This window comes from Serratia sp. G204Y (assembly GCF_051172435.1).
Classification (GTDB): Bacteria; Pseudomonadota; Gammaproteobacteria; order Enterobacterales; family Enterobacteriaceae; genus Serratia; species Serratia sarumanii.
The window spans coordinates 1,807,216-1,826,879 of record NZ_JBPIZA010000001.1; the positions used below are offsets into that span (position 1 = coordinate 1,807,216).

A 19,664-nucleotide genomic window follows, 5' to 3' on the forward strand; every position below is an offset into this window, starting at 1 on the left:
GTCATACCGGCGCATAGGTTGCAAATAAACTGACCAGCAGCAGCACCGCCATCCCCAGCCCGACTTCGAGCCAGCAGGCCAGCACCACGCCGCGCTGCGCCAGCGCTGGCACGCGGCTCATCGCCGGCACTATGGCGTAGCGATTGGCCAGCGCCACCATCACCATCAGCGCCACCAGCGCGGTTTTGATCAGCAGCAGGCGCTGATAAGGCGAGCTGAGGTTGAGCGGCCAACCGCCGAGAATGATCAGGCTGTTGACGATGCCGGTGACGATCACCGCCGCCACCGCCAGGTGCCCCCAGCGCGAGAAACGGATCAGCGTGGTGATGGCGTCGCTGCGCCACTGCGGCGGCTGCAGGTAGCGCAGGCAAACCAGCAGCGGCGCCAGGCAGCCGAACCAGTAGCCGGCGGCCAGCAGGTGTACCGCATGGTTGGCGCGGTGCAGCGCGCCCAGCGCGCCTTCGTGCATCGCCGCGTGGCCGATAAACGCCAGGCTCACCAGCAGCAGTACCGAGCACAGCGCCAACGCCTGCGCGCGTGGCCGTTCCGGCAGCAGCAGGCTCAGGATCGCCAGCAGCGACAGGCCCAGATGCCAGCGCCACACTTCGCCGAAGGTGGTGCCGAGCACCGCCCACCAGACCTCCAGCCGCCAGGCGTCTTCCCAACCGTCGCCCATTTGCCCGGCCTGAATGGCCAGCAGCGCCACGGCGGAAAGCCCGGCAATCCAGGTGCCAGCAAGCAGCAGCGGGCGCACATCGCGGGAGAGGATCGGGGAGAGGCGCTGCGGTGACAGTAAGGCGGTGAACAGACTGATGCCGAACATCAGCATCACCGCCGCAAAGTGCACCAAGCGACACAGAACGAACAGGGTCGCCAGATTCACGATCAGTTTACGGTGAAGCTGTACTGGCCTTTGGTTTTATGCCCGTCGACCGACACCACATGCCAGCTGACGTTGTATTTGCCCGCGCTCAGCTCGCCTTCGATCGGCACATTGACCTGGGTGTTGTTGTTCGGATCGAGCTGCAGCTTGCCGGTTTTCACCACGGCGTTGTCCGGGCCGGTGATTTTCACGCCGCTGAAGTTCGGTTCGATGCCTTCGGAGAAGCTGAGGGTCAGCGCCTTCGGCGCCGGGCTGACGCTGGCGTCGGCCTTCGGCGTTTCCACTTTCAGGTGGGCGTGCGCCAGCGCTTGCTGCGAAGACAGGCCGACGAACAGGACGAAAACGGTGGAAAGCAGGCGACAAGAGGAACGAATTTTACCGATCACAGTGGTATCCCTTAACAGTAAAAGAGGGTCATAAGGGTTAAGGCCACAGCCAAGGCGATGTATCAGCGGCCCCAACCCACCGCAAATGATTGCGCCACGGGTAAACAGAAAAACGGGTTGTATCGGCTAACCCGCTGTTTTGACTCTACCATCCCTGTAGCGTATCGCGGTAAATCATAACGACCGCGCTGCGGCAAGTCGAGCGCATCACTGGCATTTTGCGATCCGGCAGCACGTATCGCCGCATAACCGCGATAAACGCAGGGTAAAAAAAACCGCGCGTCAGGCTCGCCCGCGCGCGGTTTTTCGATATTCTGGTGCGAATTAAGCCTGGCCGTTGCCGCCCTGGCCCATCGCGCCCATTTTCTTCAGATCTTTGTCGATGAAGAACAGGCCTTTGCCGCTGGTGCCCACCAGCGCCAGCTTATCCAGCACGGATTTGAACAGTTTCTCTTCTTCGTGCTGCTCCGCCACGTACCACTGCAGGAAGTTGAAGGTGGAATAATCGTGTGCGGTCATGGCGGCGTGCGCCAGTTCGTTGATCTGACGGGTGATCAGCTGTTCGTGTTCGTAGGTCTGCTGGAACACGTCCGCCAGCGATTCGAACGCCACCGGCGGCGCGGCGATGCTGCCCAGCAGCGGCAAAGTGCCGGTGTCGCTCAGGTAGTCGAACAGGCGTTGCATATGCTGCATCTCTTCCTGAGAGTGCTCTTTAAGAAATGCGGCGGCGCCTTCAAAGCCTTTATCGCTGCACCATGCGCTCATTTGCAGGTACAGGTTGGCGGAGTAGAACTCCAGATTCAGTTGCTCATTCAGCTTTTGAGTCATTTCTTGCGTCAGCATAATGATTCCTTTTATTTTGCAGGTCATGAATTTAATTTCCGCGCATTATGCCCTGCTGCCGTAAAAATAAAAACACCTTATTTACACCCGATCAATATTAATTATTTATTTACTTAAAATCAAACACATAAAATCATATAGAAATTCACGCTAATTATTATGATAATTATTCCCATCTTTTATTTTAATCAAAAAGCGAATCATTCTTATTTAAAAGAATAAATAGATTGCATTACTCTTTGGAAAATATCGCCCGCCGCGGCGGCGCTACGGGCTTGCCAAGCGTCGCCGGGTGGATTACCTTCTGCGCAGGTTCAATGCGGCAAAGTAAGTAAGGAGCATAGCGTGGGTTACAATCTGGCCGAGCTGTCCAAAGAAGAGATGGACAGGGTGAACGTGGATCTCGCCGCCTCAGGCGTGGCGTACAAAGAGCGCTACAACATGCCGGTGATCCCGGAAGTGGTGGAGCGCGAGCAGCCGGAACCGCTGCGCGACTATTTTCGCGAGCGTGTGGCGCACTACCGCGCGGAATCCCACAAGTTTTCGCGCCTACCGTACGAGCCGAAGGCCAAATAACAAAACCCGCCGTAACGGCGGGTTTTTTGTGTCACTTGCCGGCGAACCGGTCGGTGGCGATCATCAGCTGGTGCAAGATGCCCGGCTCGTCATACGAATGCCCCGCCCCTTCCACGATATGCAATTCCGCTTCCGGCCAGGCCTTGGCCAGATCCCAGGCGTTCTGCACCTGGCAGGCCATATCATAGCGGCCGTGGACGATCACCGCCGGGATATGGCGGATCAGCGGCACGTTGCGCAGCAATTGGTCATCGCTCTCCAGGAAGCCCAGATGGGTGAAATAGTGGTTTTCAATGCGGGCGAACGCCAACGCGAAATCATCCTCGCCGAACGAAGCGGATTCGCGGCTCGGCAACAGCGTGACCGTCTCCCCTTCCCACACGCTCCACAGCTTGGCCGCTTCAAGTTGCACCTGCGGATCGGCCGAGGTCAGCCGCTGCCGGTAGGCGGCGATCACATCTTTACGCTCTTCATCCGACAGAATGGACAGCACGCGCTCCCATTTGTCCGGGAAGAAGCGTGACGCGCCGTCCTGGTAATACCAATGCAGCTCCTGCTTGCGCAGGGTGAAAATGCCGCGCAGCACCATTTCACTGACGCGCTCCGGGTGGGTCTGCGCATAGGCGAGCGCCAGCGTCGATCCCCAGGAACCGCCAAACACCAGCCATTGATCGACGCCGGCCATTTCGCGCAGCCGCTCGATATCGGCCACCAAATGCCAGGTGGTGTTGTTGTCCAGGCTGGCGTGCGGACGGGAGCGGCCACAGCCGCGCTGATCGAACAGCAGCACCTTGTAGCGTTCGGGATCGAACAACTGGCGATGATGCGGAGAAATGCCGCCGCCCGGCCCGCCGTGAATGAAGACCGCCGGCTTACCGTTCGGGTTGCCGCTCAGCTCCCAGTAGATCCGGTGGCCATCCCCAGTGTCCAGCCAACCGCTGTCGTATGCCGCTAACGGCGGGTACAAACCTCGTAATTGTTCCATGGCGCTTTCCGTCTCTCTGTGAGTCATGCTTTCATCAAAGCGGAAGCCGCCCGGCAGGTCAACGGTAAAACCCGAAAACTAGAACGCGCGCCGAGAACTCGGCGCGCGTTTGCTCAAAATCGCAACGACCTGCCTGCAAAATGCCCACAGGCGCGATCGGTTGAGGGGCACATTCGCCCCCCGGGAACTCAGTTAGCCACCTTTGCGCATATGCGGCTCGCGCATCTCCTGCGCGGTTTTCGCCTCGATGCTCAGTTCCGCCGTCGGGCGCAGCAGCAGGCGCGCCAGCCCGATAGGTTCGCCGGTTTCCCGGCAGTAGCCGTACTCGCCGTTCTGCAACCTTGCCAGCGCCGCATCGATTTTCGGCAGCAGGCGGCTTTCGCGATCCAACTGGCGGAACAGCAGGCGCAGATCCTCTTCGCGCGCCGCCTTGTCGGCTTCATCGCCCGTCGCTTCGCCGCCGTCGATCTCTTTTTTCAGCTCATCGATGTGCAGCAGCAGCTTTTGCCGCTCATCTTGCAGCAGCTGGCGGAAAAACGCCCTTTGAACCGAGTTCATATAATCAGAATCCGGCATGGCCAGCAGTTGCTGCGCATCCGGTAACGTCATGACTGTCATTGCGCTCTCCCAACACCAAAAGTGTAACATTATAACATAATATTTATTTTTAGCACCCGGTCATCCAAAAACAAAATTTCACGCACAAACAGCCGGTTAAACACAATTCGCACTTTGTCGCTTGCATCCTGCCGGCTTTAGGCGGTTAATGGCTGAGCAAGCCACCCAATCATAGGTAACGAGAGGCCATCATGAGTAAGGGAATGGATAGCAAAAAGAATGCGAAGAAGAAGCCGTTGAAAACCCCAGCTGAGAAACGTGCGGAGAAACGCGCCAAAAAAGCGCATCCGTCTGGTGAGTAAGCGCCCTTCCATCCGTCATTAAACCCGCCAAGGCGGGTTTTTTATTGCCTACAACCTGGGGCGGTTGGCACGGCCGCCTGCGCCGGTTAAGCTGAGGCCTGACGGCAACGCAGAGGAAAACATGACGTTACGCGTAATAGATACCGAGACCTGTGGGCTGGACGGCGGCGTGGTGGAAGTGGCCTCCCTCGATCTGCTCGACGGCCAATTGACCAACCCGATGAGCGATCTGGTCAGCCCGGATCGCCCCATCAGCCTCGACGCGATGGCGATTCATCACATCACCGAACAGATGGTGGAAGGCAAACCGCGCATTGCGGTGGCGATCGGCCGCTATCAGGGCTGCCCCTACTATGTGGCGCACAACGCCGCTTTCGATCGCGGCGTGCTGCCGGAGATGAACGGCGCCTGGATCTGCACGCTCAAGCTGGCGCGCACGCTGTATCCGGACATCAAGTACGGCAACCAGTATTTGCGCTACGCGCTGAACCTGGACGTGCAGCTGCCGGCAGACGCCACGCTGTACCCGCACCGCGCGCTGTACGACTGCTACGTCACCGCCGCGCTGCTGCAACGCATCATCAAGGATTCGGGCTGGACGCCGGAGCAAATGGTGCAGATCACCGAACAACCGGTGCTGCTGAAGAAGTTCAAATTCGGCAAGTATCGCGGACAGGAGATCGATCGCATCGCCCAGGAAGATCCCGGCTATCTGCGCTGGATGCTGAAATCCATCGACGATCTGAGCCCGGACATGAAACACACGCTGAAATACTATCTGATTGGCTAACACGGCGGGCGGCGCAGGCCGCCCGCCGAATGCCGTTACTCCGCCTGCGCCAGAATGAAGGCGTACTCCAGCGCAATATCCTCATAGGCCTTGAAGCGCCCGGACTTGCCGCCGTGGCCGGCATCCATGTCGGTATACAGCAGCAGCTGCCGATCGTCGGTTTTCAGCTCACGCAGCTTGGCCACCCACTTGGCCGGCTCCCAATACTGCACCTGCGAATCGTGCAGGCCGGTGGTCACCAGCAGATGCGGGTATTCCTGCGCCTTCACCTGATCGTACGGGCTGTACTGCTTGATGTAGTCGTAATAGGCCTGCTCGTTCGGGTTGCCCCACTCGTCGTATTCGCCGGTGGTCAGCGGGATCGACTCGTCCAGCATGGTGGTCACCACGTCGACGAACGGCACCTGTGCCACCACGCCGTGGAACAACTGCGGCGCCTGGTTAATCACCGCGCCCATCAGCAGGCCGCCGGCGCTGCCGCCCATGGCGAACACCCGCTTGCCGTCGCCGTAACCCTGGGCGATCAGCGTTTCGGTCACGTCGATAAAATCGTTGAAGGTGTTCTGCTTGTTGAACAGCTTGCCGTCTTCATACCACAGCTGCCCCAGTTCGCCGCCGCCGCGAATGTGCGCCAGCACGAACACGAAACCGCGATCGAGCAGGCTCAGGCGGCTGGCGCTGAACGCCGGATCCATGCTGCTGCCGTAGGAGCCGTAGCCGTACACCATCAACGGGTTGGCGCCGCGCTGGAAGCTGTCCTGGCGATACACCAGCGATACCGGCACCTCGACGCCGTCGCGCGCCTTCACCCACACTCGCTCGCTGCGGTAGTTTTCCGGCGTGAAGTTCTTCACTTCCTGCTGTTTGAGCATCGTCCGCTCGCCGCTGTCCATATTCAGCTCGTACAGCGTGGTCGGGGTGGTCATCGACGAATAGCCGTAGCGCAGCAGCGCGGTTTCCGGATCCGGGTTGTACGCCAGCCAGGTGGTGTAAGTCGGATCGTCGAAGGCGATGCGCTTCTCTTCGCCAGTCTGCCAGTGGATCTGGCGCAGCAGCGTCAGGCCGGCGCTGCGCTCCTCCACCACCAGCCAGTCGCGGAACAGGCTAAAGCCCTCCAGCATCACGTCGGCGCGCGGGGCGATCAGCGTCTGCCACTGCGCTTCGTCCGCCTGTTCGCTTTGGTACAGGCCGAAGTTCTTGCCGTCCTTGTTGGAGCGGATGTAGAAATGCTGGTGATAGTGATCGATGGCGTATTCGTGATCCTTGCGGCGCGGCACGAACAGCTGCGGCTTGGCGTCCGCACGGTCGGCGTCCAGCAGCAGGATCTCCGAGGTGGTGGTGCTGCTCAGGTGGATCAGGATAAAGCGCTCAGAGGTGGTCTTCTCCAGCCCGACGTAGAAGGTATCGTCCAGCTCTTCGTAAATCAGCTCGTCCTGCTGCGGATCGCTGCCCACCACGTGGCGATAAACCTGATACGGCAACAGCGTCTTGGCGTGCTTGCGCACGTAGTACACCGTCGAGGAGTCGTTGGCCCACTCGAAGCTGCCGGAGGTGTTCTCCAGCACTTCGTCCGCCCAACTGCCGTCGGCAAGGTTCTTGAAGCGAATGTCATACTGGCGGCGCGACAGGAAATCCTCCGCCACCCCCAGACGCTGGTTGTCGGGGCTGACGTCCAGCCCGCCCAGGGTGTAAAACTCGTGATTCTCGGCGCGCTGGTTGCCGTCGATAAGCACCTCCCAGCGCTCGCTCTCGGCCTGCGGTTGGCGCACGGAAATCGCGTATTCATTGCCCGGCTCATAGCGCGTCTGATAGCGATAGCCGTGGCGCACGTAAGGCACCGAATGTTCCTGCTGCGGAATGCGCGCCACCATCTCTTCATACAGGGTTTCGCGCAGCGCCTGCTGCGGTTTCAGCATCGCATCGGTGTAGGCGTTCTCCGCCTGCAGGTAGTCCAGCACCTGGCGGTCTGCGCGCTCGTCGTCGCGCAGCCAGTAATAGTCATCCACGCGCGTGTCGCCGTGGATGGTGATGGGATAAGGGCGTTTTTCCGCTTTCGGTGGGGTCATCATTGCTAAATCATCCGCTTACATAGATTGCGGCAAGAGTGACACGATTCCCCCCGGCTTGCCAAGCGGCGCTACGCCAGCTCGCGCTTTTTCTCGTTGACGTCGCTCTCGATGCCCTGCTTGACGTCCGCCGGGATCTTCAGCGCCTGCGCCAGCGCGTCGAGGTAGCCGCGCTCCATAAAGTGATCGACGTCGATCACCAGGCAGCTCAGATAGTAAACCTCCAGCGCCTCGTCTTCGTTTTGCACGCTGCGGGCGATCAATTCCGGGTTGAGCGGCTGCTCGATCGCTTCCTGCACCCAGCCCTGCGCCTCTTCCCCCACCTGCAGCTGCGCCAGGCTGTGATCGATGGCGCGCTGCTCGTCGGCATCGATATGGCCGTCGCTCTTGGCCGCGAACACCAGCGCCTGCACCAGGCGTTTGGCGCGCAGATCCACCGGCGTGGTTTGCAGGCCGAACTGCGGTTCGTCCTGATGGGTCTCTTTCACCCGCTGCTTATACTTGTTCCACAGCACTGCGCCCACCGCCGCGCTGCCGCCGATGATCAGCGCATTCTTGCCGAACTTGCCCACCAGCTTGCGCGAGGACTTGTTGGCCAACAGCACGCCGACCAGGCCGCCCAGCGCCGTCGGCGCCAGCAGCTTGCCGATGCCTTCCGCCCCGCCCATCGCGCCGGCCTTCTGCCCGATCAACGTTTGAATCTGCTGCATCCAGTTACTTTTCATCATCTGCCCCTTGCGTGAAAAAGCGCGGCGCGCAGGCGCGGCCGAGCCGACGGTAAACCGCCAGATTAAGGGATCTTTTGTCAATTTACGTCTGGGGGATGCAAACCTGTGTTTAGCGGGCCGGGCGGCCCGCCTGGGTAAGCTGCGGCGTTACGCTTCTTCGTCGCCCGCTTCGTCGTCCTGCTCGTACTCCGCCAGCTCGTCGCGCATCGCCTGGATGGCGTCGCGGGTCATCAGCGCCAGCGTGCGGTAAAAACCGGTGGTGGCGTGGGCTTCCACTTTGCCGAGGAAGCGGCCGCACCACGGCAGCAGGAACTCGTCGAACAGGGCGATCTGCGCCTGCACTTCATCTTCCTGCGACTGATCTTCCAGCCAGGACGCCGCCAGCAGCAGCTGGCCGAAATGATCGGCCGGCGCCTCCGCCAGCGGCATGCCACGCTGCTGCAGGAAGGTGCGCACGTCCGCTTCGCTGGCGCCTTCGACGTAGTCGGAGCGGAACGGCGACACGCTGCACTCGCTGCCGACGAACATCGCGTTGAAGTCGGTCGCCAGCTGGTTGACGTCGCAGCCCTGCTGCAGGCGCTTCAACAGATCATCCTGCTCCAGCGGCCAGTGCTGCTGCAGCTTGCCCTCTTTGATCAGCGCGAACAACGGCACCAGCAGCGGATCCTGCGGCTGGCGGTAGAACAGCGTACCCAGCACGCGGCAGACAATGGAAAACTCATTCATGATAATGCCTTATACAATACGGAAAATTTTGCCGGGACGATGTCACAAATCGGCCAATTCCGCAATCGCCGGCTTGCCGCGCCGCTCGAGAAAGTCCAGCAACCGGCGCGGGCTGACGTTGAGAATACGCGCCTGCGGGAAGCCCACCTCTTCGATAATGCGCTCGCAGTGCTCAAAGTTACCCAGCGAAAAGGCGACGTGTGAATCCGAGCCCAGCGCCAGCCAACCGCCGGCATCGCGCACCGCGGCGGCGATCGCCCGGCAGTTGGCCTCGCTGCCCTTGCGGGAGTGGGTGAACGACGAGTTATTCAGCTCCAGCGCCACCTCGTATTTGGCCGCCGCCGCCGCGACGGCGGGAATGTCGATCGGGTAACGCGGGTTGCCGGGGTGGCTGATGATATGCACGTCCCCCTGCGCCATCGCGGCGATCATCGCTTCAGTATTGGACGCTTTATCCTGCGGCGCAAACACCGGCTCATGGAAACCGGCGATGATGACGTCGGTGGCGGTCAACATCGGGCCGGTGCAGTCGATGTCGCCCTGCAGGTTTTTGATGTTGGCTTCGATGCCGCGCAAGATACCCACGCCGTTCACCAGGCGCGGCCACACGTGCATGTTCATAAAGTGCCAGTAGTGCGGCGCATCGGCCATGTCCGGGCCGTGATCGGTGATGGCGAACAGCTTGATGCCCTTCTGCTGGGCTTCGGCGATGTAATCGTGCAGCGTGCTGTAAGCGTGGGTGCTGGCGACGGTGTGCATATGCAAATCAACGGGGTACATTGTTTCTCCTTCCAGAGGGCCGCCCGCAAAGGCACGGGCAGGCGCGATGACGATAACAGCTTATCAGCTACCTAACGGCGGCAGAAGGATCAGTACCCCCGTTGCCTGTCGACCACGCCGGCCGGGGCATGCCCAGCCTCCAGCGCGCGGATGTTGGCGGCGATCTGATCCATCGCCTGCTGCGGCAACGTGATGGCAGCAATATGCGGGGTAATGGTGACACGCGGATGACGCCAGAACGGGTGATCCTGCGGCAGCGGCTCGCGGGCGAACACGTCCAGCGTGGCGGCGGCCAGCTGCCCCTGCTCCAGCGCCGCCAGCAGATCGGCTTCCACCAGGTGCGCGCCGCGCGCGATGTTGATGAGATAGGCACCCGAATTCAGCTGCGCGAACAGCTCGCGGTTGAGAATGCCGACGGTCTCCGGCGTATTGGGCAGCAGGTTGATCAGCAATTTGACGCCGTCGAGGAAGGCAGCGCGCTGCGCCTCTCCGGCGAAGCTTTGCACGCCATCGATCTGCTTGGCGCTGCGGCTCCAGCAGCGCACGCTGAAGCCAAACTCGGTCAGCTTGCGCGCCACGCTCTGCCCCAGCACGCCGGCGCCGAGGATGCCGATGGTGAAATCATCCAGCGAGTGCGGATCGAGCGGCTGCCACTCCTGCCGCTGCTGCAGCGCCTGATACTCGTCGAAACGACGGAAATAGCGCAGCACATAGCTCAGCGCATATTCCTGCATCTGCTGCGCCATGCCGGTATCCTCCAGCCGCAGCAGCGGTACGCCGGCGGGCAGCGTGCCGGGGTGCTTTCGCTCCTGATCGAGGATCGCGTCAACGCCGGCGCCGAGGGCGAACACCGCTTTCAGATCGCGGCGGTTGGCCAGCATTTCGTGCGGCGGGCGCCACACCAGCGCGTAATCGGCTGGCCGCTCGTCGCCGCGCTGCCACTCGCGGATCTCGGCCTGCGGCAGGCGTTGCTTGATGCCGGCCAGCCATTCCTGGGCGTTAAACAAGGGGTGGTAATAAATGATGTTCATACTGCGGGCTCCTGTTTGTTTTTATTGGTTTTCCTCCAGCCTTCCGCGATTCGCCGCCGGATGCAAGCGTTAAAGCCCAAAATAAAAACAGCCCCGACCAGTGGGGCTGTTGTGCATGTTAGCGAATCAGGCGGCGGACGGGCCGTCGCGCCGGATAAGGCGCCGCAGCAGCGGAATTAAAATCAGCATCGCCACGCCAACGCCCGTCGCCCCCCAGCCCAGCGCGCTGAAGATTTCGCTGTAGCCGGGGTTGGTTTGCAGCGGCGTGCTGCCGCTGTTTTCCGGCATCAGGCCGGAGACGTAGCCCGCCAGCACCGAGGCGACGCCGGTCACCATCATCCAGCAGCCCATCATCACGCCCTGATAGCGCGGCGGCGCCAGCTTGCCGATCATGGCGTAGCCGATCGGCGAGATCATCAATTCACCGACGCTTTGCAGCACATAGCTGATAACGATCCATTTGAATGCCACCAGCCCGTCGCCGCCCGCCATGCTGATGCCCAGCGGCAGCACCAGCATGCCGAGCCCGATACAGAACAGCGATCCGGAGAACTGCAGCGGAATGTCAATGTTGCAACCGCGAGCGCGCAAGCGGTTGAACCACCAGGCCAGCAGCGGGCCGCCCACCACGATCACCAGCGTGTTGATGTTCTGGATCCACTGCGGCGCCACCTGAATGCCGTAAACGTTCAGGTTGATGTTGTGCTCGGAGAACAGCATCAGCCCCATCGGCGCCAGCTGGTACAGCGCCCAGAACACCAGCGAGCCCAGCGCCAGGATCAGATAGGCCGCCATTCTGCGGCGCTCATCGCGCGGATGGTGGCGCAGCGTCACCACGCACAGCATCAGGAAGATCAGCGCGCCGAGCACGATCACGAAGTGGCCGCTGAACTCGGCGTGGGTCAGCATCACGCGGATGATCGGCACCAGCGCCACCAGTACCGCCAGCCCGACCAGCATGCGCCAACGGTATTGGCTGCGGCTGGCGTCGCGCAGCGGCGTATTGAGATCCGCCAGAATGCGCCAGCGGCAGACGGCGACGACGATCGCCGCGGCGTTGCCCAGCGTGGCGAACAGGAACAGCGCGCGATAGTTTTCCGTCAGTTGGAAATAACCGGCGACGGTAAAGCCGACGAAGAACCCGAGGTTCATGCCGGCGTAGTTCCACAGGAACGCCGATTCGCGCCGATCATCGTCCGGCTTGAAACGCTGGGTGAGCATCATATTGATGCAGGTAACGTTGAGGCCGCTGCCGGTCAGGAACATCGCCAGCCCCCAGTACAGCCCCCACACGCCCGCGACGGCGATCAGCGCACAGCCGATCACCTGCAGCACCATGCCGAGCACGAACAGATTGCGGTTGCTGAGGAATCGGCCGCCGAGGTAACCGCCGAACATGTGCAGGCCATAGTTGAAGGCGCCGAACACGCCCATCATGGCGTTGGCGCTGCTTTCGTTGAAACCCAATCGCTTGGTGGCGTACAGCACCAGCGTGGAGTAGAGCACGGCGAAGCCTAGCGTGGCGAAGATTTGGATGAAGAACAGCGCCCCCGCACCGGGGGGAATGGCATGGCGCGCTTGCGGCGCCGGTATGGCATCTGAAGGAGTCACAACGAACCTCTACTGCATTATTATGTAATGAGTCTGTCCCTGTCTGCGATATCGCCGGCCTGTCACCCGGCAATCTGCGCGGCGACGTGATGTTCCTTGCCAAAAACGCCGCGCCGACATGATTCCATTTAGCGACACATCTGACTAATAATCCAGTATTAATGCATATAACAGCAAACAACCCAACCTCAATGGCGATATATTGAGCTATCTGTACAGAAAAAGTTCAATCGATCGTCTTTCATGGATTCTTACCGCTGCCTGCCCTGCCCGCTGGCGGCCGCGAGTGGGAATATCGTTCGGTAAATCAGCAAATTGCTGCAAGTTTGGCTAAACAGTCATGAGAATGAAATAAGAGGGTTGACGCTGAGATCAGATTCTCCTACATTAGCGCCCGTCGACAGCGCAAAGCGTTTTCGACAACAAAACGGTGAGGTGTCTGAGTGGCTGAAGGAGCACGCCTGGAAAGTGTGTATACGCGAAAGTGTATCGAGGGTTCGAACCCCTCTCTCACCGCCAAATTTAAAGAGAAAGCCTGGATTCGCGTCCAGGCTTTTTTTTTGCATGGTGCACCGCCGAGAGGGGCGAGAAGCCTCGACAGGGTTCGACAAAACGCCTGCGTTTTGGACCGCCAACGGCGGCCCGCAGGGTGAGCGCAGCGAATCAAGCCCTCTCTCACCGCCAAATTTAAAGAGAAAGCCTGGATTCGCGTCCAGGCTTTTTTTTTGCATGATGCACCGCCGAGAGGGGCGAGAAGCCTCGACAGGGTTCGACAAAACGTCTGCGTTTTGGACCGCCAACGGCGGCCCGCAGGGTGAGCGCAGCGAATCAACCCCTCTCTCACCGCCAAATTCAAAGAGAAAGCCTGGATTCGCGTCCAGGCTTTTTTTTCGCATGATGCACCGCCGAGAGGGGTGCGCGCAGCGCATCTCCCCCCGCTCTGTGACCGCGATTCTCATTTCCGCCGGTTATCCACGAACCTTACCGCTGATTTTCTCGCCTATTCATGACATCTGCCCTGCCGTTCGCCGCAGTTTTCAGCAAAGTGCGCACGGCTTGAGCGGACGAACAAAAACACAGAAATTATTCTTGACCGGATCGGCCCCACTCCCTATAGTAGCGCCCCGTTGCAGCGATGATTTCGCAACAAAAAAAATATGGTGAGGTGTCCGAGTGGCTGAAGGAGCACGCCTGGAAAGTGTGTATACGCGAAAGTGTATCGAGGGTTCGAATCCCTCCCTCACCGCCATATTCTACGAAGAAGCCTGAACTCACGTTCAGGCTTTTTTGTATGCATGGCGCACCAACCGGGAGGGTGAGAACCCTCGACAGGGTTCGACAAAACGCCTGCGTTTTGGACCGCCAACGGCGGCCCGCAGGGTGAGCGCAGCGAATCAATCCCTCCCTCACCGCCATATTCTAACGAGAAAGCCTGAGCGAAAGTTCAGGCTTTTTTGTTTGCATAGCGTACCGGCCGGGAGGGTGAGAATCCTCGACAGGGTTCGACAAAACGCCTGCGTTTTGGACCGCCAACGGCGGCCCGCAGGGTGAGCGCAGCGAATCTATCCCTCCTTCCACATAGACAAAAAAGCCCGAACGCAAATTCAGGCTTTTTTATCCCCACTGCCCAACCGCTCAGTGGTGCGTGCGCCCCATAGACGCCGGCTGCGCCAACGCGCGGCGCCAGTCGCCCGGCGTTTGGCCAAACTGGCGCTTGAAGCTGCGGTTGAACGACTGCTGTGAGTCGAAGCCGAGCGAAATCGCCACGCTGACGATAGGCTCGCCGCTGTTGGCCAGGCGCTCCGCCGAGACTTTCAGTTTTTGCATGCGGATATACTCCCCCAGCGCGTAGCCGGTCTGGCGTTTGAACATGCGCTGCAGGTGCCATTTGGAATAGCCCGCGCGATCCGCCACGGTGTTGATATCCAGTTTCTCTTCCAGATTGTTGTCGATCCACGCCTTCAAATCGGTAATAAAGCCCGTAGTGTTCATGCTGATGCTCCCATCATTTGGCAGGGTTCCCCTCTGCCCGATGCACATACGTTGCAACAGTTTCGCTTTAAATGCAATTTTTATTATTGCATTTACCAGAAAGCCGCCACTATACTCCACCCAATTAATGTAACCGATATTGATACATTAATGTGACACCAATGTGTTTCAAAACCTAACGTTGCGCCGCTGCATGGCGCAGCCGCCCCCTCACCGCACGCCGGCGCGGGGCGAATCCCGGAGAACAGGGCCGGGTATGGGGCCTGACCGCACTTACTCATCGGAATAAAAATAATGGCAAATCAACCAAACTCATCGTTCAACGCCGGCGGCCGCACACGCGCCGTCGCTCTGGGCCAGCGGCTCTCCGGGGTGGCGCTGCTGGCCGCCCTGCTCGCCGGGTGCGACAACAGCGTCGCGCACAACGCCCCGCCACCGCCGCCGGTGGTCAGCGCCGCCAGCGTGGTGGTCAAACCGATCAGCCAGTGGGATGCCTTCAACGGCCGGGTCGAAGCGGTGCAGAGCGTGCAGCTGCGCCCACGGGTCTCCGGCTACATCGAACGGGTCAACTACACCGAAGGCGACGAGGTGAAAAAAGGCCAGGTGCTGTTCACCATCGACGATCGTACCTACCGTGCCGCGCGCGAACAGGCGCAGGCCGAGCTGGTGCGGGCTCGCAACCAGGCCGCCCTGGCGCGCAGCGAATCCTCGCGCACCGAGAAACTGATCGGCACTCAGGCCATCTCTCAGGAAGTCTGGGAACAGCGCCGGTCATCCGCCGCGCAGGCGCAAAGCAACGTGCTGGCGGCGCAGGCCCAGCTCGATATGGCGCAGCTGAACCTCGACTTTACCCGCGTTACCGCGCCGATTGACGGGCGCGCCAGCCGCGCGATGATCACCGCCGGCAACCTGGTCACCGCCGGCGACAGCGCCAGCGTGCTGACGACGCTGGTGTCGCTCGACAAGGTCTACGTCTATTTCGATGTGGATGAAGCCACCTTCCTGCGCTATCAGCAGCAGGGCCGCCACGACGCGCGCCTGCCGGTGAAGGTCGGCCTGGTAGGCGAAGACGGCACCCCGCATCAGGGGCTGGTGGATTTCACCGATAACCAGCTGAACGCCGGGACCGGCACCATCCGCATGCGCGCCCTGCTCGACAACCGCGAGCGCCGCTTCACGCCGGGGCTGTTCGCCCGGGTACAGATGCCCGGCAGCGCCGAGTTCAACGCCATGCTGATCGACGATAAAGCGGTGATGACCGACCAGAACCGCAAGTTCGTTTACATCGTCGATAAAGACGGCAAGGCGCAGCGCCGCGACATCGACGTGGGCCGTATGGCCGAAGGATTGCGCATCGTGCAGAAAGGGTTGGCAAACGGCGATCGGGTGATCGTCGACGGCATGCAGAAAGTGTTTATGCCGGGCATGCCGGTCGACGCGAAAACCGTCGCCATGAACCCTATCGCCTCCGCACTTAACTAAGCTCCCAGCAGAGACTTCTGACCCATGGACTTTTCCCGCTTTTTCATCGACCGGCCGATCTTTGCCGCGGTGCTGTCGATACTGATTTTTGTCGCCGGGGTGATAGCCATCCCGCTGCTGCCGATCAGCGAGTACCCGGACGTGGTGCCGCCCAGCGTGCAGGTGCGCGCAGAATACCCGGGCGCCAACCCGAAAGAGATCGCTGAAACGGTGGCCACGCCGCTGGAAGAAGCGATCAACGGCGTCGAAAACATGATGTACATGAAATCGGTCGCCGGTTCCGACGGCGTGCTGGTGACCACCGTCACCTTCCGCCCCGGCACCGATCCCGATCAGGCCCAGGTGCAGGTGCAAAACCGCGTGGCGCAGGCCGAAGCGCGCCTGCCGGAAGACGTGCGCCGCCAGGGCATCACCACCCAGAAACAGTCCCCGGCGCTGACGCTGGTGGTGCATCTGGTCTCGCCTTCCGGCAAGTACGATTCGCTGTACCTGCGCAACTACGCCACCCTGAAAGTCAAGGATGAGCTGGCTCGCCTGCCGGGCGTCGGCCAGGTGCAGATCTTCGGCGCCGGTGAGTATGCGATGCGCATCTGGCTCGATCCGAACAAGGTCGCCGCGCGTGGCCTGACCGCCTCCGACGTAGTGAGCGCCATGCAGGAGCAAAACGTGCAGGTCTCCGCCGGCCAGCTCGGCGCGGAGCCGATGCCGACGCGCAGCGACTATCTGCTGTCGATCAATGCCCAGGGCCGCCTGCAAACCGAAGAAGAGTTCGGCAACATCATCCTCAAGAGCGGCGAAAACGGCGAGATCGTGCGGCTGCGCGACGTAGCGCGCATCGAAATGGGCTCCGGCAGCTACGCGCTGCGCGCCCAGCTCAATAACAAGGATGCGGTCGGTATCGGTATCTTCCAGTCGCCGGGCGCCAACGCCATCGAGCTGTCGGACGCGGTGCGCGGCAAGATGGCCGAGCTGGCGACCCGCTTCCCGGACGGCATGAGCTGGAAATCGCCTTACGATCCGACGGTGTTCGTGCGCGATTCGATCCGCGCGGTGGTGGATACGCTGCTGGAAGCGGTGATCCTGGTGGTGCTGGTAGTCATACTGTTCCTGCAGACCTGGCGCGCCTCGATCATTCCGCTGCTGGCGGTCCCGATCTCCGTGGTCGGCACCTTCGCCGCGCTGTATCTGCTGGGCTTCTCGCTCAATACCCTCAGCCTGTTCGGGCTGGTGCTGGCGATCGGCATCGTGGTGGATGACGCCATCGTGGTGGTGGAAAACGTCGAGCGTAATATCGAAGAGGGGCTGTCGCCGCTGGCGGCGGCGCACCAGGCGATGCGCGAGGTCTCCGGCCCGATCATCGCCATCGCCGTGGTGCTGTGTGCGGTGTTCGTGCCGATGGCGTTCCTCTCCGGCGTTACCGGGCAGTTCTATAAGCAGTTCGCCGTCACCATCGCCATATCGACGGTGATCTCCGCCATCAACTCGCTGACTCTGTCGCCAGCGCTGGCGGCGCGCTTGCTCAAACCGCACGGCGCGCCGAAAGACCTGCCGTCGCGCCTGATCGACCGGCTGTTCGGCTGGCTGTTCCGGCCGTTCAACCGCTTCTTCGCCAGCAGTTCGCAACGCTACCAGCGCGGCGTCTCCCGCGTGCTGGGCCGGCGCGGCTCGGTGTTTGTCGTCTACCTGCTACTGCTGGCCGCCGCCGGGGTGATGTTCAAGACCGTGCCCGGCGGCTTTATCCCGACGCAGGACAAGCTGTACCTGATCGGCGGCGTGAAAATGCCGGAAGGCGCCTCGCTGGAACGCACCGATGCGGTAATCCGCAAGATGAGCGCCATCGGCCTGAGCGTGGACGGCGTCACCGATGCGGTGGCCTTCCCCGGCCTGAACGCGCTGCAGTTCACCAATACGCCGAATACCGGCACGGTGTTCTTCGCGCTGGAGTCGTTGAGCACCCGTACCCGCACCGCGGCGCAGATCAACGCCGAGATCAACGCGCGCATTTCACAGATCCAGGAAGGCTTCGCCTTCTCAATCATGCCGCCGCCGATACTCGGCATCGGCCAGGGCTCCGGCTATTCGCTGTACGTGCAGGATCGCGCCGGGCTGGGTTATGGCGCGCTGCAGACGGCGATCAACACCATGTCCGGCGCCATTATGCAAACGCCGGGCATGGGGTTCCCGATCTCCTCATATCAGGCCAACGTGCCGCAGCTGGACGCCAAAATCGATCGCGACAAGGCCAAGGCGCAGGGGGTTCCGCTCAATGCGCTGTTCAGCACGCTGCAGACCTACCTCGGTTCGTCTTACATCAACGACTTCAACCGCTATGGCCGCACCTGGAAGGTGATGGCGCAGGCCGACGGCCAGTTCCGCGACAGCGTGGAGGACATCGCCAACCTGCGCACCCGCAACAACAAGGGTGAAATGGTGCCGATCGGCAGCATGGTCAACATCGGCACCACCTACGGCCCGGATCCGGTGATCCGCTATAACGGCTTCCCGGCGGCGGATCTGATCGGCGACGCCGATCCGCGCGTGCTTTCCTCTACCCAGGCGATGGGCGCGCTGACGCAGATGGCCGGCAAGCTGCTGCCGAACGGCATGAACATTCAGTGGACCGATCTGAGCTACCAACAATCGACCCAGGGCAACGCCGCGCTGGTGGTGTTCCCGGTGGCGGTGCTGCTGGCGTTCCTCGCGCTGGCGGCGCTGTACGAAAGCTGGACGCTGCCGCTGGCGGTGATCCTGATCGTGCCGATGACCATGCTGTCGGCGCTGTTCGGCGTGTGGCTGACCGGCGGCGACAACAACGTGTTCGTGCAGGTCGGGTTGGTCGTCCTGATGGGGCTGGCCTGCAAGAACGCCATTCTGATCGTCGAGTTCGCCCGCGAGCTGGAAATGCAGGGCAAAGGCATCGTCGAGGCGGCGCTGGAGGCCTGTCGCCTGCGGTTGCGGCCGATCGTGATGACCTCCATCGCCTTCATCGCCGGCACCATTCCGCTGATCCTCGGCCACGGCGCCGGCGCCGAGGTGCGCGGCGTCACCGGCATCACGGTGTTCTCCGGCATGTTGGGGGTCACCCTGTTCGGGCTGTTCCTGACGCCGGTGTTCTACGTCACGCTGCGGCGCCTGGTGGCGCGCAAAGCGCAGCCGCAGACCGTCTGAACGCGGCGTTAAAATGCAAAAAGGTCGGGCATTGCCCGACCTTTTTTTATGCATGCGAACCGCGATTATTTGTCGGCGGTTTCAGCCTCTTGCGCGGCGGCGTACTCCGCGCAGGCACGCTTGTCGCCCCGCTCCAGTTCGGCCAGCGAATCGGCCACGGTATGGCGCGCCAGCACCGCAAGCGAAGCCTGTTCGGCTTCGTTCACCACCGATTTGAAATACCAGCAGGCGTTGGCGCTCACCAGGCAACGGGCCGGCACTTCAGGACGGGAAGCCCAGATGCGCTTGTCGTCGATCACCGCCAGATAGATGTCCCGCAAGGTGATCTCTTCCGCCGGGCGGCCAAGGTGGATAGAGCCGTTGCGGCCCAGGGTGGAAACGATGATGCCGTCTTTGGTCAGCGGGACCATCAGTTTGCGGATAAAGCTGGGGTTGGCTTCCAGAGCGGCGGCAAGGGTGGCGCTCGTCGAACGCATGCCCTGCTTCTCAGCTACGGCGACGCTAAGGACCATTTGCAACGCTGTCGGAAAGCGAAAATCTAACATGTCGTTATCTCTGCGAGACGAAATACTCGGGTTTGGCCGGTGTGGCGATTGGCGCCGATAACACCGCTTAATTGCACAATAATATAACAAACGCGGGGGCTTTTTTGAAGTTTTGCCCAGTGATATCGCACGCAGACATTAGAACGATCGCA

At 61.1% G+C, this 19,664-nt stretch carries 17 protein-coding genes, 2 tRNA genes and 1 other RNA gene; 7 read left to right on the forward strand and 13 right to left on the reverse strand.

The window, feature by feature from the left end; genetic code table 11:
* Nucleotide 1: 1 nt before the first annotated feature.
* The 3 genes from copD to ftnA form a co-directional block, all read right to left on the reverse strand.
* Nucleotides 2-883 carry a copper homeostasis membrane protein CopD gene (gene copD, locus ACSBQQ_RS08810; protein ID WP_060428500.1) on the reverse strand — a complete coding sequence of 294 codons (882 nt, stop codon included), beginning with the start codon at nt 881-883 and terminating at the stop codon, nt 2-4.
* 2 nt (nt 884-885) lie between these two features.
* Nucleotides 886-1,269: a CopC domain-containing protein YobA gene (gene yobA / locus ACSBQQ_RS08815; RefSeq protein ID WP_004940886.1), complete on the reverse strand. Its 384-nt coding sequence runs from the start codon at nt 1,267-1,269 to the stop codon at nt 886-888.
* 324 nt (nt 1,270-1,593) lie between these two features.
* Nucleotides 1,594-2,112 (reverse strand): non-heme ferritin, encoded by a 519-nt coding sequence (gene ftnA / locus ACSBQQ_RS08820; RefSeq protein ID WP_435012872.1) that lies wholly within the window; start codon nt 2,110-2,112, stop codon nt 1,594-1,596.
* Nucleotides 2,113-2,457: 345 nt separating this feature from the next.
* Here ftnA and ACSBQQ_RS08825 point away from each other — a divergent pair, with 345 nt between their 5' ends.
* On the forward strand, nt 2,458-2,688 hold the full coding sequence (locus ACSBQQ_RS08825; protein WP_033642715.1) for a DNA polymerase III subunit theta: 231 nt from the start codon (nt 2,458-2,460) through the stop codon (nt 2,686-2,688).
* Nucleotides 2,689-2,719: 31 nt separating this feature from the next.
* Here ACSBQQ_RS08825 and pip read toward each other — a convergent pair whose 3' ends face one another.
* Together pip and dksA are read right to left on the reverse strand one after the other, a co-directional pair.
* Entirely contained in the window at nt 2,720-3,673 is a 954-nt protein-coding gene (pip, locus tag ACSBQQ_RS08830; protein ID WP_033646426.1) for a prolyl aminopeptidase, read from the reverse strand.
* Nucleotides 3,674-3,865: 192 nt separating this feature from the next.
* Nucleotides 3,866-4,291: an RNA polymerase-binding protein DksA gene (dksA, locus tag ACSBQQ_RS08835; protein WP_033653830.1), complete on the reverse strand. Its 426-nt coding sequence runs from the start codon at nt 4,289-4,291 to the stop codon at nt 3,866-3,868.
* A 423-nt stretch (nt 4,292-4,714) separates the two neighbouring features.
* Here dksA and exoX point away from each other — a divergent pair, with 423 nt between their 5' ends.
* Nucleotides 4,715-5,383, forward strand: a complete 669-nt coding sequence (gene exoX / locus ACSBQQ_RS08840; protein WP_047727773.1) for an exodeoxyribonuclease X — start codon at nt 4,715-4,717, stop codon at nt 5,381-5,383.
* A gap of 35 nt (nt 5,384-5,418) precedes the next feature.
* Here exoX and ACSBQQ_RS08845 read toward each other — a convergent pair whose 3' ends face one another.
* The 6 genes from ACSBQQ_RS08845 to ACSBQQ_RS08870 all read right to left on the reverse strand — a co-directional run bounded on the left by ACSBQQ_RS08845 (nt 5,419) and on the right by ACSBQQ_RS08870 (nt 12,307).
* A complete protein-coding gene (locus ACSBQQ_RS08845; RefSeq protein WP_060387581.1) occupies nt 5,419-7,452 on the reverse strand; it encodes a S9 family peptidase in 2,034 nt (677 codons plus the stop codon).
* A gap of 68 nt (nt 7,453-7,520) precedes the next feature.
* Entirely contained in the window at nt 7,521-8,174 is a 654-nt protein-coding gene (locus ACSBQQ_RS08850; RefSeq protein ID WP_033638740.1) for a tellurite resistance TerB family protein, read from the reverse strand.
* A gap of 150 nt (nt 8,175-8,324) precedes the next feature.
* Complete coding sequence (locus ACSBQQ_RS08855; RefSeq protein ID WP_060428497.1) at nt 8,325-8,903, reverse strand: TorD/DmsD family molecular chaperone; 579 nt, start codon at nt 8,901-8,903, stop codon at nt 8,325-8,327.
* A 42-nt stretch (nt 8,904-8,945) separates the two neighbouring features.
* Entirely contained in the window at nt 8,946-9,683 is a 738-nt protein-coding gene (locus ACSBQQ_RS08860) for a phosphatase (RefSeq protein WP_033638063.1), read from the reverse strand.
* Nucleotides 9,684-9,772: 89 nt separating this feature from the next.
* Nucleotides 9,773-10,714, reverse strand: a complete 942-nt coding sequence (ghrA, locus tag ACSBQQ_RS08865; protein ID WP_060428495.1) for a glyoxylate/hydroxypyruvate reductase GhrA — start codon at nt 10,712-10,714, stop codon at nt 9,773-9,775.
* A gap of 126 nt (nt 10,715-10,840) precedes the next feature.
* Nucleotides 10,841-12,307 (reverse strand): peptide MFS transporter, encoded by a 1,467-nt coding sequence (locus ACSBQQ_RS08870; RefSeq protein WP_039567114.1) that lies wholly within the window; start codon nt 12,305-12,307, stop codon nt 10,841-10,843.
* A 447-nt stretch (nt 12,308-12,754) separates the two neighbouring features.
* Here ACSBQQ_RS08870 and ACSBQQ_RS08875 point away from each other — a divergent pair.
* The 3 genes from ACSBQQ_RS08875 (at nt 12,755) to ACSBQQ_RS08885 (ending at nt 13,740) form a co-directional block, all read left to right on the forward strand.
* Nucleotides 12,755-12,844: transfer RNA gene (locus ACSBQQ_RS08875), tRNA-Ser, on the forward strand.
* Nucleotides 12,845-13,484: 640 nt separating this feature from the next.
* Nucleotides 13,485-13,574 (forward strand) — tRNA-Ser (locus ACSBQQ_RS08880).
* Between the two features lie 46 nt (nt 13,575-13,620).
* Nucleotides 13,621-13,740, forward strand: a non-coding RNA gene (locus tag ACSBQQ_RS08885) — RtT sRNA.
* A 220-nt stretch (nt 13,741-13,960) separates the two neighbouring features.
* On the opposite strand, the gene ACSBQQ_RS08890 is transcribed toward ACSBQQ_RS08885, so the two are convergent.
* The gene (locus ACSBQQ_RS08890; RefSeq protein ID WP_004928813.1) at nt 13,961-14,317 is read right to left on the reverse strand and encodes a helix-turn-helix domain-containing protein; all 357 of its coding nucleotides are present in this window, start codon (nt 14,315-14,317) and stop codon (nt 13,961-13,963) included.
* Nucleotides 14,318-14,611: 294 nt separating this feature from the next.
* On the opposite strand from ACSBQQ_RS08890, the gene sdeA reads away from it, so the two are divergent.
* Both sdeA and sdeB read left to right on the forward strand, forming a co-directional pair.
* Nucleotides 14,612-15,799, forward strand: coding sequence for a multidrug efflux RND transporter periplasmic adaptor subunit SdeA (gene sdeA, locus ACSBQQ_RS08895; RefSeq protein WP_033646431.1), 1,188 nt, complete (start codon nt 14,612-14,614; stop codon nt 15,797-15,799).
* 24 nt (nt 15,800-15,823) lie between these two features.
* A complete protein-coding gene (sdeB, locus tag ACSBQQ_RS08900) occupies nt 15,824-18,967 on the forward strand; it encodes a multidrug efflux RND transporter permease subunit SdeB (protein WP_060387579.1) in 3,144 nt (1,047 codons plus the stop codon).
* 65 nt (nt 18,968-19,032) lie between these two features.
* Here the strand turns inward: sdeB and ACSBQQ_RS08905 are convergent, their stop codons facing one another.
* The gene (locus ACSBQQ_RS08905) at nt 19,033-19,512 is read right to left on the reverse strand and encodes an RrF2 family transcriptional regulator (RefSeq protein ID WP_025302433.1); all 480 of its coding nucleotides are present in this window, start codon (nt 19,510-19,512) and stop codon (nt 19,033-19,035) included.
* Nucleotides 19,513-19,664: the final 152 nt, after the last annotated feature.